Raw genomic sequence first — 12,817 nt, 5'->3', positions numbered from 1 at the left:
AATAAGCCCAGTTTAATGCTCAGGCTCCGGAAGTGACGACTCGCCTTCCATTGTGATTAAAAAGCTCGCCCATAACGTATGTGTACGCGCCTGGGTAAGCTGTTTTTTACATGAAAGCGACATCACGCCCCTTATCGTACCATCACGCCACTGGGTATACACCGCATCGCAATGGGCTTCGCGGTAGCCTTCCCAAGCCTCTTGAGCCAGCTGAATCGACTCCACTAAGCTGGCATCTGCTTCATGGTCGTTTAGCGCCGCATCTAAATAGCGGTACATTTCCGCCTCAGCCATTTCTAGCTGCAACAGCGCACACTGATTGATTTCCATCGTCGTCGTGGCGTTTTGGCAATCTGGCGCAGCATCTGTCGCAAACGCTGACAATGAAACGAAAGCGAACAGTAGCGAAATCATTTTATTCATGCAGTGTGGTTAACCATTATGCAGAAACGATTAGTTCACATAATAGCCGCTTACCCGCCAAGTGCCCTCTTCCAAGTGAGGAGTGATGGTCTCAGTGATTTGAGGTTTGTTCTCGAAGCGTGTCTGAAAGGTTAGCACTGCATAGTCGCCTCGTGGAGCTCCTGGCATAGACGTTTCACGGACAACGCCCACTCGCCGACGCGATTGAACGGCCCCAAAGTCGCGACGCGCCGCCCCAATCGTACGTTCTAACATATGCGGCGAAAGCGGCTTCTTTAGTAGCGGAGATGATGATTCCCATGCCTGTTCATACTGGCCACTATCGATGGCCTCCAGCCACGCCAACGCCGCCGCCTCTGCATCACTAGTGTGTGCATAAGCTTGGGAGGGTAGCGTGAGAAACAAGGTAGCAAAAATAAAGATCAGCGTTTTAGGCATAGCAGGGTCTCTTGGCATTTAGCAACGACCAGAGAAATCTTCATGGCCTTAGTTATATATCGGTAAATGTCAGGATTTCTTTAGGGCCACAGAAGGTATTTGACTAACACCAATGCTACCTGCCGTACACGCTTCTAAAACCCTACCCGCTCGTTTACTATGCGCCACCCACCATTTTTCAATTGCCACTATTAGGCCACCATGTCCGCCAACGCCCTCTATACCGACCTTTCTGGCTACTATGATTTGATGTGCGTGGACATCGACTATCCCGCGCAAAGCAACGCCATTTATAGACTGCATCAGATATTCGGTAACGGCGGAACTACGCACCTGGATTTAGCCTGTGGCACCGGCCCACACGTGCGCCATTTCATAGATTTTGGCTATACCAGCAGCGGTCTTGATATCAATCAACCCATGCTAGATATCGCCGCCGCGCGTTGCCCAGAAGCTCAGTTCACGCGCCAAGACATGAGTCATTTTGAGGTTGGTGAACCCAGCGACTTAATCACCTGCTTTTTGTACTCCATCCACTACAACGATGGGATTGAAAAGCTCACAGCGTGTATATCCAGCGCGCATCGCGCGCTAGCATCCGGCGGTATTTTCTGTTTTAACGCGGTCGATAAAGACAAAATCAATAACGATTTATTTGTTAAGCACACCGCCAAACAAGCAAACGATTTATTTACCTTCCGCTCTGGATGGCACTACAGCGGTCAAGGCGAAAAACAGTCACTTAGGCTGAGCATTGAGAAAGCCAATGCAGACGCGAAGCAAGTGTGGAACGACGAACACCCCATGGTGGCGGTCAATTTTGCGGAGTTAACTGCCCTGCTAGCGCCTTACTTTGAAGTGCACGTGTTTGAGCACAACTACGAGACCATCAAGCCCTGGGATACGACCTCTGGAAACGCTATTTTTGTCTGCGTGAAGAAATAACCCCTACTTGCGCCTGGGATCTCCCTTTGCCGTGGTGTTAACTAGAAGACAATGCCTAGACATGGCCGAATCTGCCCCCTTTGTGACCGGACAACGCATCGTTGGCAGAATGTATAAAAGCTAATCTGTAATCTCACTTCCACACGATGAGATTAGCCATGATCCAGTCTAAAACGGCGCTGCTATTAATTGACGTTCAAGCCTCCTTCCCCGCTCGCGATTACTGGGTAGAATCGATGGCTCAGGCGTGGCGCCCGAAGCAACGTGCAGTGCTGAACGCCGCACAGGCAAACAATATTCCCGTAGTGCGCATTCTGCATGAAGAGCTTGGCAGCCAAGGAGCTTTCGACCCTGATAATGGCCTGATTCGTCCGCTTGATGGCTTTAACGATGAAGTGACGGTGACCTACAATAAACGTGTCCATAACGCCTTCACCGATACCTCGCTTGAAGGCTGGTTAAGGGAGCGCGGCATTGAGCGGCTGGCGATTAGCGGTATTCGCACCGAGCAATGTTGTGAAACCACCGCACGGGTGGCGTCAGATTTAGGCTTTAGCGTCGACTTTATCAGCGATGCTACCCTCACCTTCCCCATGACGCGCCACGGCGTCACCTGGTCAGCCGATGAGATTAAAGCCCGCACCGAACTGGTACTGGAAGGCCGCTTTGCACGTATTATCAGTACACATGACATGATCAACGAATGGCAAAATACGCGTGAGTGAAGAGCAACAAACTAGCCAGCTGCAATCTGCAAGAGCTAAAACCTTGCAGATTGCGGTGCTGATGATGCCCGGCCAGGTGCCGCTCGATTTGATTGGCCCACTTCAGGTTTTGCAGTGTGCTGACCGGCTCTCTATAGACGTTCAGGTGCGCTATATAGGCCCCAAAACGGCCATGCAGTGGTTAGGGCCGCTAACCCTTAGCGGCATTGACCCATTACCCGAACAGCTTGCTCCTCAAGATTTACTGCTGATTCCGGGGCAATACCGCAATAGCCTTGAGCCATTGGCGCAACAAGAGTGTGTCGGTTGGCTCAAGGCGAACGCCCGATATGCAGATACGCTAATGACCGTTTGCTCCGGCACGCTATTACTTGCGGATGCGGGGCTATTAGAGGGGCGACGCTGCACCACCCATCACGCTCTCATCGAACAGTTACGCCTTAAAGCCCCACAAGCTAAAGTACAGAGCGACTGTATCTTTATTGAGGATGGGCGCTACTTAACCAGCGCGGGGATCTCAACCGGTATTGATACCATGCTCTACTGGCTTACCCGCGCGTGTGGACACTCGCTGGCCCTGGCGGTTGCAAGGGAGATGGTGCTGTATCTGCGTCGCAGTGGTCAGGAACCTCAACTGGGCGCCTGGCTTGAGGGTCGCAATCATGTGGATGAGCGGCTGCATCGCGTTCAAGATGCCATATGCGCCGCGCCCTCGCAGACCTGGCGTATCGAAACATTGGCGGCTCAGGCAGCCATGAGCGAGCGGCATTTTCGGCGCCAATTCAAAAGTCTCACCGGCATGCTGGTGGGCGACTACATCACGGGATTACGCTTGCAGCGTGCCAAAGCGTTAATGACCGAAACGACCTGGACGCTAGCGCGCATAGCCGAAGCGTCCGGATTCGGAGATGAGCGCCAGCTCAGGCGCGTATGGGCACGCCAGGAAAAAGCACCGCCTAGCGTATGGCGGCGGGCCAGCTCCCAAAAACGGCCTGATTGAGTCAATAAGAGGCTATCATTAATAAAACTTCTCGCTGATTGACACCATGACCAACCTTATTCTGCCAGGCAACGCTAACGATCTAAACTTTCGGTATCGTCTGCCTGATAAGCGATTAACCCCCTGGGTTCAATGCTTTTGGTCAATGGGAGGCCCTGGTCACCTCACCGAGCCCAGAACCGAAAAATTCTACCCCGATGCCGGGGCTAGTCTTAGCATAAAGCTCGCCAGTTCCCACCCTGTCATCACGCTCTGTTTCAACAGGCGAACGTTGATAGAGACGCTCGATACGACCACCCCCTGTTTGGGCATTCGTTTTAGAGCTGCAGGTGCCCACAGCTTGCTGGGCTTACTACCCGAAGCATTCACAGATACATACCATCGCTTGGAAAACGAGCTTGAAGCACTAAGTTTGCAAAAATTAAAGTTGCAAGGATTAATGCCCGTGGTAGAGCGCCTTTACCAATCGGACTCACAGCAAGGCTTACGACTGCTGGAAACATGGCTGCTAGATCGACTAAAAAGCCAGCCACCTGCCAATAGCCGTATCACTTCGCTTGTTCAAGCCATTGGAGAGCTACAGCTTCCACCCCAGCAGTTAGGCGCCAAGCTAGGGTTTACGCGCCGCACCCTGGAGCGCAAATTAAAACGCGAGGTGGGCGTTACCCCAGGCCAATTAGTCGCCTATGCCCGACTCAACCGTGCCCGGCAAGGTCTGCTGGCAACCACACTGCCCCTAGCGGAAATAGCGCTGCAATGCGGCTACTATGACCAGGCTCACTTCACCCACGCCTTCCAATCACTTGCCTATGAAACGCCCGCCGCCTATCGCAAACGCAAACTGTCGCAAATTTACAAGGCGTAAAAAAACCTCGACGTTAAGCTGAGCCCTCAACTTACTCATCGAGGTCTCCTAAATGTCTACTCGTATGTCTCAACAGACGGTATATCGTCTTTGCCCAAGCCTAGCTAAGCACCTCACCGCATTAGGTAACATTACTTCAGACTCAACGGTTAATCGCTCGATAATCCACTTAGTAAAACTGCGTGTTTCGCAAATTAATCACTGCTGCTTTTGTCAGCACATGCATTCGCAAGAGGCCAGAGACGACGGCGAGCACCAGGTTCGCCTGGACGTATTGCCTGCATGGCGTGAAGCTCCCTGCTTCAGCACACAAGAGCGCGCCGCACTCGCCTGGGCAGAAGCGCTCACACTTGTCAGCCAGCAAGCTGTGAGTGACAACGACTATCAAAACGCCCTAGATGCGTTTGGCGAGCAGGGGCTGATTGACCTCACCGCCATTATTGTTCAAATCAACAGCTGGAATCGGATATCGGTGGGCTTTCAGTTTGCCCCCGACATCAGTATTTAAACCCGGTGAAGCACTTGAAAGTAATATTGCAGACAAGGAAATAAAATGAACAATGAGACGACGCAGCGTCAACAGCTACCCAATCTACTCGGTCTCTTATCAAGCTTATTTTTCTTCTTTGGCAGTCTTTTATTTCTTCCCGCAGGCGCGATCTATGCAACCGTAGGCGTATGGTGCTTTGTGCTGGGGTCACTGACCATGTTTATTATTTACGCAATGAGTTTGAGAAATGCTGGTAAGAAGTGCGGCTAATTGATTCAACATTGGACGTTGATATAGCCGCTGGGGTTTAGCTACCCAGCGGCTTACTGACTGTAATGCCTTTCAACATTGGCTGATATCTTCCCCCACGCGGAAGCTTTCACTCTAACTTGATGAAACGCAAAAGATTCTCGATTTAAAAATTCCTCATACACATCGAATCGATAGGGATTTGTAGTGCATTGAACAACCTCAAAACGAGGCAGCCTGGCTCAGCCAGGGTTAACCGCTTATGGTTGATGAGCTCTGTTTTAACGGCGTCCAGATCCTGTTCGGGGACGATAATAAATCCTTTCAGTATGACCTTTGGCATTGAATTTTCCTCGACGCATAATCCACTACCAGGGCCGATAATGTGGCTCCAACAACAGTCTATAGACGGGCTTGATGGCCTTGTCATCAGGTCTAATCTACTGCATGATTTTGAAATTGCCGTTTCACAAGGCTGAGTGAAAAATGAATACAGCGCAACTCGAAACTATCACGAGCGAAGCAATGACCCTATCGGAGAAGGAACGGGCTCAACTCGCTCATGATTTGGTTGCAAGCTTGGACGGTATGGCTGAAATCAGTGTATCGGAAGCCTGGGACGAGGAGATATGTCGCAGAATCAATAATCTGGAATCTGGCAAAACCGAATCGTTAGAAGTAAGCGAAGCCCTTAAACGTGCCCGAGCTCTGATAAGGAACTAATTTTGATGGGATAGGCCAAGCAAGAAAACTTGGCGCAAAGGGTTTGATCCTTCAACAATTTCCTTTTTCCCTTGTGACTGTGGTCAATAACCAAACAATTACCATTGTTGCTTTCGCCCATCATTCGAGAAAGCCAGGGTACTGGCATAATCGAGTCAGCTGACGGTCTCCAACTCTTGGGGCTACTCATCGTGCAATTGTCGCGTTCATGCCCTTAGTATGAAGTGCGTCCCACTGACTCTGATTTAACCGATACAACCTCACTGGGCGGCCATGGAAGTCATAGATGTCGAACGTAGAAAACCCTGCTTTTGCTGCAACCTTAAGTGACGCAATATTCTCAGGCTCAATAATCGCCACCACCGACGATAGTTGCTTTTGACTAAATGCATCATTGAGCACCGCTTGCACTGCTTCAGACGCCAGACCTTTACTCCAGTACTGTTTGGCTAGCCGATACCCTAAACCGTTCTCCTCAACGCCATTTACCTCTTCGGTACCGACACCGCAAAAGCCGACAAGCTTACCGGAAACCTTTTCTACCAATGCCAACGGCCCGATACTGTGAGAGGCATAGCTCTTCAAACACCATTCAATAAATCGCCGGGTCGCCGCTTCATCGCAAACGCCACGGATCGAGTATTTCATCACCTCAGGATCGCTGAGGATGGTGGTCAGCTCGGGAACATCATCTAGGGATAATGTCCGTATAAATAGCCTTTCCGTTTCGCAAGTTTGCACCACTTCCTCCTTGTTGATGATGCTCTCGGCAAGCGCTAGCCCCGAACACGATTGATTGTCGTGGGAAGTACCGTATTTACGACCAATTTTGGCCAGGTTTGCAGCCACCGTTTGCTATATATACGTGCCTCAAAATCTGCTCGCTTTGGCCTTTTGGGATTTAATGTGACGGTATAGTCAAACAGTGGCTTAACACCAAAGGGAGCCACAATAATGACTTCTCCATCATCAGCCAAAGAAGCACCTACGGCAGTCTCTACTTCAACCCAAAAACTCATAGCATCTTCAGTTGAGGTATATGGACGATCCATATTCCGCTCGTGCATTCTGGCCTGATTCTTTACCGACCACGGGAGCTTCAAAGCGGCCCTTAACTCGCCTTCAATTTCCCGATCACGAGAATCGCTGGTGTCGTGTAAATCGAAATAAATTAAATCAATGTCGTTTAGCGGTGTACTCGCTGAAAAATCATGTAGCTTGTCCCACACCAAATTTCTAACGAACCCAGCAGCGAGGCACCAACCCGGCAGTCTCTGAGCAGCCGCTATAGTAAGCGCCTCCATCCGCACCGGTTCATTCGTCACCCAATGTTTGATCACTGCTCCCTGATCCATCTAAATACCTAACTCATACGCTTATTTATAGCTACGAAGCCACGAAAAACCAATCAAACAAAATGCTAAGCCTTCCTTATCCCTTGTTATTGATCAGACTCATGGTTGATACCATCACTAACTGGCAAATCATCCAAGTCGAAGGGATTAATACCTTCCATACACCCGACATTAAATCCATACACAGTAGGGTTCGAGCGCGTTTGGTGGTGAGTGTAGATGCCGCAGTTTGAACAGAAGTAGTGCTTAGCGTCGCCTGAATTAAACTGGTATAGCTTTAAATGCTCAGCGCCGCGGAGAATACGAAGACCGTTCAATGGCACATAGGCCATGACAGCGCCTTTGCGCCTGCAAATAGAGCAGTTACACCGTTTCGGATCGACAAGCCCTTCAGGCAAATCAAGTTCGAGCTCTACTATGCCGCAGTGGCATGTCGCCCTGTGCTTAGGTTGAATTTTCACCCTGCCTACTTGCCTGATCACAAGCCTTTTCTCCTTTGCCGATCCTCGCTGGGCTTTTATCGGCCTCAGCGCTTTATAAAAGTAGCTAACAGACGTGGGTGCAGTTCAATGAAGAGGTTAAGCATAGCGATCGTGTGGCAAAGAAAACTCAACGATGGCCTCAATTTCCACAGCAAACCCCTTTGGCAGTGATCCAACGCCAATGGCAGAGCGTGCATGCTCACCGCGCTCACCAAGCACAGTAACAAACAGATCGGAACAACCGTTGATGACTTCAGTGTGGGAAGTAAAGCTGGGATCAGCATTGACCATACCAAACATCTTCACAACACGTTGAACCCGATCAAAGTCTCCCAGAGCTTCTTTGATGAGCGCGAGGAGATACAGACCAACCTCTTGAGCGTAGGCCCGAGCCTGCTCAACAGTCACTTCCTGCCCCACTTTTGGGACAGCCACTCCCTCTTCTCGCAACGGAGCGCCCTTACCTGACAGATAGAGCATATTGTTCGAAATAACATAGGAACGAAAGTTGCCCCTAGGCGTTGTAACGACGGGTAGTTCCAAGCCCAATGAGCGGATACACTCTTCTACGGTTGATTTCATTACAGGCTCCACATCTATGCTATTGAGGGTTAAAGATCTAGACGATACACATCCCACTTTTTGATCTCACTGAAGCCAAAGCTTTTTATAGGATCATACCCAAAATTAACCTCTTTAAGAACGCGCATCTCGACTCTACAGCAATTTTCAGATTGTGATATGCTCACAGCATGTTGCAGAAGTAATTTTTTATTTTCTTCAGTAGCAAAGCCATCGATCAAGTACAGATCTTCAATATAAAGAACACGTGAAGCGATATAACTCGCAAACTTAAAATTATATATATAAAAACCAATGGGTTGGTTGTCTTGATAAACCAAGAATCAAAAACAAGCAGGCGTAGTGGCCAAAAAAGCGTCAGCGTAACTTTGTCTATCAGCAGTAAACAAGTGGCTTTGATTTTCGGATTCGGCAAGCTTGGCATTTAAGCCATAAAGATCATCGATATTTTCTTTATCTATGCTAGCAATTTCCATAGATTTATTTCCTAACGATTGTATATCAATTTTAAAAATTTAAATGTCTAACACTCGCAGGATCGACGATTTAAGAATGAAGGTCAAAAGGAGAAATAGCCGTGCCTTGGTTGTAAATCATTTTCCATCCCCCTTCCTCTTTCCGCCATATTGACGTTCGCCGAGAATAGCTTGTCATTAAGCCATTTTGACGACTGATCACAACTCGATAAAAGAGCTGAATGAGATCAGAGCTCAATCTCCGGTGTTCAAAGTCCTGGGATACAGCCGACCACGAAGACTCGAGTGGCAAACTATCAAGAACACTATCTAACCCAAAAAAATCGCCTGACGCTCCGATCTCCAAAAATTCCGGAGACAGCAAAGAGCGCAGTATCTCCGGTGAGCTGCGCACACCAAAGCTGAGCAATGCCCTTTCTTTTTCTATCAGATCCGCTTCGATTCCCATAGCCGTTGCCTTAACATCTGGATTCATTGACCTTCGCGACTTCTTGCTTAAGTGGTTGCGCAAAAATAAACAAGCACCGGCAGCTTGTAACCCATTGAGTTGTAATGGTTGAAATGCGCGGTAACTTATATGGAGCCACTTAGCCCCTGTAGAATAAATGATTAGCTCCCCGTTTTTTTTCAAACAAATCAACATAAGAGGCTTCAAAGAGCTGAGATGACTCGCTGGAGGAAAGTATTCAATAAAGTGCCCAAGGGCCTTAACCCTATCGAGATGTATACGTATCCTGTCAACAAGGTACAGCGTGCGATGTTTCCGAACACGACCAACTACACCATAAGCCAGCGAAAGCATATCTCGCAACGTCTCCGGTTCACCGGTTTGCAACAAACGAACGTAAAACGATTCTTTCGGTCCAGCCTTTTCGGATCAACAAGGCCATCGGGAGATTGAGTTCAAGCTCAACCATGTCACATTGTCAGATGGCTCTGTGCTTAGGTTGCATCTTAACGCCATCCACTTGCCTGAGCACTGAGAACCCTCCCCTCTGACTCACTACTGTTTTTTTTTGCGAGGGCCTACACAGCGCATAAGCAGCCGTAGGCAAGCCTTTATCAAGCCCTGAACTTGTAATGGAAAACGTCCCTATACTCGCCGTTCATTTGTGGGGCCTGATAAAACTTATCGGTTCTTGTGGTGTATATAAAACCCGCTTTTTCTAAAGCCATTTGAGCAACCACGTTTTCAACGTCAGTAAAAGAGTTAACGCTTGTTGCCTGACCTGTTGCGAGTAAGTACTGTGCGGTAAGTAACAACGCCTCTGCTGCGTAACCGCGACCTCTATAGGGTCTACCGATACCAAAGTGAACAGCCATTGAGTCATTATCGTTCACAATAGTTACCAGCCCTATGGCACCTTCCCCCTCGCTAATGGCATCTACAACCCAAATGCACTTGCCTGTTAATGCCATGCTTTCAGGAATGGAAAGATTTTGGAGCATCGTTTCGGTTTGTTCGACTTCCGTGTGAGGGCGCCGCGCAAGGTACTTTGCTGAGCTTAAGTCGCCCGTATAGCTTTCAAAGATACGTGCGATATCTTCTGATCTGTAGTACCTCAATTCCAGCTGTTTGGAAACGGCAATCCGGTTTGGATGCCTATCGTTCGCAACGACTGCATAGCTTTTCTGCTTTTGGTCACAAAAGGCTGAATTGTTATCACTGTTTAGACATTGATTATGGATGGAGTGTCCCAAAGCTGCACCTCGATATAGAGCTCAAAATCAGTTTCCCAATAACGCTCGTAAGGGATCAAGTGATCATTGGCAGGAATACCGAAGCGTGTAACGAGCTTATTCACTTCGCTAAGCAGAAACACTTGATTGTAGTAAGGCTTGTCGTCTCGGGTTAACGCAATAAAGCTATCAGGGTAAGTCAAAGACGTTACTTCGGGATCAAGCTCCGAGAGAGGGATTCTAAGCTCACGTTGATCCGCGTTCAGGTTGTGAAACCAAGATGATTCTCCAAGCACCAGATAGAAGGGATGATCGCGGCGCGGCTTACCCCCACGCGCAATGAAGAGTTCGCGCAGCCGAGCCTCAACCTCACGCCGGACTCCTATATAGTTCCTACCGTAGCGCCGCCGGTACCCAGGATCACGCTGATGGCGAGTCAGGAGGTCAAGGAACACAGGGTTTTCCGAGCCCGCAGGAAGCTCTGAGAGACTCCGAAACGGGCCGGACTCTCGCAAATAGTAGTGAGTAGCGAAATCTGGGAGTCTAGTCACAGTTCATACCTACAGCCAAGCTAACAGGCATCAAATGCCCTGTTAAGCGCCTTACCAGAGCAACTCAGTGACTCTCCCTAGCCTGATTAATGAAATCTTCTAGAAGAGCCACCGCTCTCTCAACGTCCCGTTCATAAATAAACAGGTGATCGAATACGGCACCACACTGCGGGCCAGCTTTGATGCCTTGTTCATTTAGCGCTCGCAGAACAGGGCCAAGGAAACCAATCACATCGAAAGGAAGCTCCCCATCTGTTGATATAACTCGAAACGGGCCGAAACTACCTCTTATCGAGACCTGAGTTTTTAAGCCTTCGACAGCAGCCTCTTCGACAATCGCTGATATACCGGACTGATCGCGAATTAAGCAACTGTACCGAGCATCGCTGGCCACGAACACGTTAGCCACCTCTTGAGCAGATGTATCGCTAAGATCCAGCATCCAGTAGCGTTCAGGCCAGACTTTCAATGTCATATTCGCCCATACCGCCATTGGATCAATAGACATCACACTCTCCTGCTAAACGGCCAATAATGGCCTGATTCGACGGCTATTAAAACGTACCATCGAAACCAAAATTGGCCTCTACCTTATGACAAAAAATGCTGCAGCTGTTCGGTGAACTCAGGCTATGAACTCAGGACTCAGCGCTTGAAACGTCCTGGTTAGGCCGCAACTGAAGCTGGATGCCGAGCAAAAAATTGCGCAGCACCTGATCTTTGCACTCGCGATAATTTTTGTGGCTCGGCTTGCGGAAAAACGCGCTTAATTCATGGTTACTTAGATTGAAGCCGGCTAGTTCAAACGCAGCCAAAATATCTTCAGCCTTCAGATTCAGCGCAATGCGCAGCTTCTGAAACACCATATTGTTGTTCAGCTGCGATTCTGGCACGGGCTGTGGGCCTTCGCGCTTGCCGCGCTTAAAGCTAATAAAGCCGTTCAAAAACGCCGCCAATTCCTTGTTCTTCATCGTCACAAAGGCATCGTCTTCATCTTTTTTCAGCCAGGCAGTGACCTGCTCTTGAGCCACGCTGACCTCTGCCAAGGCGAAGATATCCACGATGGTGCTGTCTTTTAAATCAAAGGTGTAACGTATGCGGCGAAAAATATCGTTATTGGTCAAAATAGTGTCCCTAGTCTTAGGCAAACCCAGCACAATCAGGCGTTATGTACATCCGCGTCAATCGTGATTGGTCGTAAAATCAGTAACGTAACAAGCCTAGCCTGCCGTCAGCTTCTCAAGCAGCTCATTGATTTCTTCTTTCAGCTCGCCATCTTCAATTTTGTTGGCGGTGATTTGGGCATTTTTAAGATTGCTGATCGCCGCGTCAGTTTGGCCCAGTTCAACTTGCAATTTTGCCATGGAGAACGCGATGGATGACATATGGTCTGTCGAATTAATCGCGACAGCTTTTTCAAAGGCTTTCTCGTAGACAGCCAGCGCCTCATCGAGCTCTTCAGTAAAATCTGCCAGCGTTTCCCACTGTTCGGGGTGATCTTTATCGGTGTTTTCGTTCTCAGTGCAGACCGTTTCCAACTGCGCATAGAGCGCATCAAAAGCGTCTCTATCCTCTTTATCAGCAGCCTTCATGAGTTTTTCAGCGAGGTCGTAAACTGCCTTGTATATTTTGGTATTAATCATTACTAAAAACCTTTTATCTACTGAAAAAACAATAAAAAATAATTAACAAGTCAGAGCATTTACTCATTTAACGACTGATTTTTATAATCTAGATGATCAGGCCGTTAACCGTACCCATAGGCGGGCAATTGCAACACACCTTAACTCGTTCCAGGTTCACCTGATGCGACTTCCACCCGAACCGCGCCAT

20 protein-coding genes are annotated in these 12,817 nt (G+C 48.8%); 7 read left to right on the top strand and 13 right to left on the bottom strand.

All coding sequences use genetic code 11. The annotated features are described in order from the left end of the window. Positions 1-12: 12 nt before the first annotated feature. Both A6R74_RS05205 and A6R74_RS05200 read right to left on the bottom strand, forming a co-directional pair. Positions 13-423: a lysozyme inhibitor LprI family protein gene (locus tag A6R74_RS05205; protein WP_064233393.1), complete on the bottom strand. Its 411-nt coding sequence runs from the start codon at positions 421-423 to the stop codon at positions 13-15. A 30-nt stretch (positions 424-453) separates the two neighbouring features. Continuing rightward, positions 454-861 carry a DUF4019 domain-containing protein gene (locus A6R74_RS05200; protein ID WP_064233392.1) on the bottom strand — a complete coding sequence of 136 codons (408 nt, stop codon included), beginning with the start codon at positions 859-861 and terminating at the stop codon, positions 454-456. A 201-nt stretch (positions 862-1,062) separates the two neighbouring features. Here A6R74_RS05200 and A6R74_RS05195 point away from each other — a divergent pair, with 201 nt between their 5' ends. The 7 genes from A6R74_RS05195 (at position 1,063) to A6R74_RS05160 (ending at position 5,858) form a co-directional block, all read left to right on the top strand. After that, entirely contained in the window at positions 1,063-1,806 is a 744-nt protein-coding gene (locus tag A6R74_RS05195) for a class I SAM-dependent DNA methyltransferase (RefSeq protein WP_064233391.1), read from the top strand. A gap of 158 nt (positions 1,807-1,964) precedes the next feature. Then, positions 1,965-2,531: an isochorismatase family protein gene (locus A6R74_RS05190; protein ID WP_064233390.1), complete on the top strand. Its 567-nt coding sequence runs from the start codon at positions 1,965-1,967 to the stop codon at positions 2,529-2,531. Next, entirely contained in the window at positions 2,524-3,531 is a 1,008-nt protein-coding gene (locus A6R74_RS05185; RefSeq protein ID WP_064233389.1) for a GlxA family transcriptional regulator, read from the top strand. The genes A6R74_RS05190 and A6R74_RS05185 overlap by 8 nt, the downstream gene beginning before the upstream one ends. 46 nt (positions 3,532-3,577) lie before the next feature. Then, positions 3,578-4,396 (top strand): helix-turn-helix transcriptional regulator, encoded by an 819-nt coding sequence (locus A6R74_RS05180; protein ID WP_064233388.1) that lies wholly within the window; start codon positions 3,578-3,580, stop codon positions 4,394-4,396. Between the two features lie 52 nt (positions 4,397-4,448). Next, complete coding sequence (locus A6R74_RS05175; RefSeq protein WP_064233387.1) at positions 4,449-4,904, top strand: carboxymuconolactone decarboxylase family protein; 456 nt, start codon at positions 4,449-4,451, stop codon at positions 4,902-4,904. A gap of 45 nt (positions 4,905-4,949) precedes the next feature. After that, positions 4,950-5,156, top strand: coding sequence for a YrhK family protein (locus tag A6R74_RS05170; protein WP_064233386.1), 207 nt, complete (start codon positions 4,950-4,952; stop codon positions 5,154-5,156). Between the two features lie 465 nt (positions 5,157-5,621). After that, the gene (locus A6R74_RS05160) at positions 5,622-5,858 is read left to right on the top strand and encodes an addiction module protein (RefSeq protein ID WP_064233385.1); all 237 of its coding nucleotides are present in this window, start codon (positions 5,622-5,624) and stop codon (positions 5,856-5,858) included. Between the two features lie 186 nt (positions 5,859-6,044). On the opposite strand, the gene A6R74_RS05155 is transcribed toward A6R74_RS05160, so the two are convergent. The 11 genes from A6R74_RS05155 to A6R74_RS05110 form a co-directional block, all read right to left on the bottom strand. Then, positions 6,045-6,599 carry a GNAT family N-acetyltransferase gene (locus tag A6R74_RS05155; RefSeq protein ID WP_165603356.1) on the bottom strand — a complete coding sequence of 185 codons (555 nt, stop codon included), beginning with the start codon at positions 6,597-6,599 and terminating at the stop codon, positions 6,045-6,047. Between the two features lie 35 nt (positions 6,600-6,634). Further along, positions 6,635-7,213 carry a nucleotidyltransferase family protein gene (locus A6R74_RS05150; protein WP_064233383.1) on the bottom strand — a complete coding sequence of 193 codons (579 nt, stop codon included), beginning with the start codon at positions 7,211-7,213 and terminating at the stop codon, positions 6,635-6,637. A gap of 86 nt (positions 7,214-7,299) precedes the next feature. Continuing rightward, positions 7,300-7,695: a GFA family protein gene (locus tag A6R74_RS05145; RefSeq protein WP_082906603.1), complete on the bottom strand. Its 396-nt coding sequence runs from the start codon at positions 7,693-7,695 to the stop codon at positions 7,300-7,302. Positions 7,696-7,791: 96 nt separating this feature from the next. Further along, on the bottom strand, positions 7,792-8,277 hold the full coding sequence (locus A6R74_RS05140; RefSeq protein WP_064233382.1) for a RidA family protein: 486 nt from the start codon (positions 8,275-8,277) through the stop codon (positions 7,792-7,794). Positions 8,278-8,600: 323 nt separating this feature from the next. After that, positions 8,601-8,753, bottom strand: coding sequence for a hypothetical protein (locus tag A6R74_RS22735; protein WP_165603355.1), 153 nt, complete (start codon positions 8,751-8,753; stop codon positions 8,601-8,603). Positions 8,754-8,823: 70 nt separating this feature from the next. Further along, on the bottom strand, positions 8,824-9,555 hold the full coding sequence (locus tag A6R74_RS22905) for a nuclear transport factor 2 family protein (RefSeq protein WP_205634141.1): 732 nt from the start codon (positions 9,553-9,555) through the stop codon (positions 8,824-8,826). A gap of 260 nt (positions 9,556-9,815) precedes the next feature. Further along, positions 9,816-10,454: a GNAT family N-acetyltransferase gene (locus A6R74_RS05130; RefSeq protein ID WP_064233381.1), complete on the bottom strand. Its 639-nt coding sequence runs from the start codon at positions 10,452-10,454 to the stop codon at positions 9,816-9,818. After that, entirely contained in the window at positions 10,424-10,984 is a 561-nt protein-coding gene (locus tag A6R74_RS05125; RefSeq protein WP_064233380.1) for a hypothetical protein, read from the bottom strand. Before A6R74_RS05125 ends, A6R74_RS05130 begins: the two co-directional genes overlap by 31 nt. Positions 10,985-11,048: 64 nt before the next feature. Further along, complete coding sequence (locus tag A6R74_RS05120) at positions 11,049-11,492, bottom strand: hypothetical protein (RefSeq protein ID WP_064233379.1); 444 nt, start codon at positions 11,490-11,492, stop codon at positions 11,049-11,051. Positions 11,493-11,622: 130 nt separating this feature from the next. Further along, positions 11,623-12,108: a DUF1456 family protein gene (locus A6R74_RS05115; RefSeq protein WP_064233378.1), complete on the bottom strand. Its 486-nt coding sequence runs from the start codon at positions 12,106-12,108 to the stop codon at positions 11,623-11,625. Between the two features lie 96 nt (positions 12,109-12,204). Beyond that, positions 12,205-12,627, bottom strand: coding sequence for a hypothetical protein (locus A6R74_RS05110; RefSeq protein ID WP_064233377.1), 423 nt, complete (start codon positions 12,625-12,627; stop codon positions 12,205-12,207). Positions 12,628-12,817: the final 190 nt, after the last annotated feature.

It is taken from the genome of Halomonas sp. ALS9, from assembly GCF_001651035.1.
Taxonomy (GTDB): domain Bacteria; phylum Pseudomonadota; class Gammaproteobacteria; order Pseudomonadales; family Halomonadaceae; genus Vreelandella.
The sequence above is the reverse complement of the archived record's forward strand: the minus strand, read 5'-3'. Positions and strand labels throughout refer to the sequence as shown.

Coding starts and splice junctions, on each gene's coding strand:
- A6R74_RS05200 (WP_064233392.1), bottom strand. CDS start 861: ATGCCTAAAACGCTGATCTTTATTTTTGCTACCTTGTTTCTCACGCTA.
- A6R74_RS05110 (WP_064233377.1), bottom strand. CDS start 12,627: ATGATTAATACCAAAATATACAAGGCAGTTTACGACCTCGCTGAAAAA.
- A6R74_RS05170 (WP_064233386.1), top strand. CDS start 4,950: ATGAACAATGAGACGACGCAGCGTCAACAGCTACCCAATCTACTCGGT.
- A6R74_RS05120 (WP_064233379.1), bottom strand. CDS start 11,492: ATGTCTATTGATCCAATGGCGGTATGGGCGAATATGACATTGAAAGTC.
- A6R74_RS05190 (WP_064233390.1), top strand. CDS start 1,965: ATGATCCAGTCTAAAACGGCGCTGCTATTAATTGACGTTCAAGCCTCC.
- A6R74_RS22735 (WP_165603355.1), bottom strand. CDS start 8,753: ATGGAAATTGCTAGCATAGATAAAGAAAATATCGATGATCTTTATGGC.
- A6R74_RS05140 (WP_064233382.1), bottom strand. CDS start 8,277: ATGAAATCAACCGTAGAAGAGTGTATCCGCTCATTGGGCTTGGAACTA.
- A6R74_RS22905 (WP_205634141.1), bottom strand. CDS start 9,555: ATGCTTTCGCTGGCTTATGGTGTAGTTGGTCGTGTTCGGAAACATCGC.
- A6R74_RS05195 (WP_064233391.1), top strand. CDS start 1,063: ATGTCCGCCAACGCCCTCTATACCGACCTTTCTGGCTACTATGATTTG.
- A6R74_RS05175 (WP_064233387.1), top strand. CDS start 4,449: ATGTCTACTCGTATGTCTCAACAGACGGTATATCGTCTTTGCCCAAGC.
- A6R74_RS05205 (WP_064233393.1), bottom strand. CDS start 423: ATGAATAAAATGATTTCGCTACTGTTCGCTTTCGTTTCATTGTCAGCG.
- A6R74_RS05160 (WP_064233385.1), top strand. CDS start 5,622: ATGAATACAGCGCAACTCGAAACTATCACGAGCGAAGCAATGACCCTA.
- A6R74_RS05180 (WP_064233388.1), top strand. CDS start 3,578: ATGACCAACCTTATTCTGCCAGGCAACGCTAACGATCTAAACTTTCGG.
- A6R74_RS05150 (WP_064233383.1), bottom strand. CDS start 7,213: ATGGATCAGGGAGCAGTGATCAAACATTGGGTGACGAATGAACCGGTG.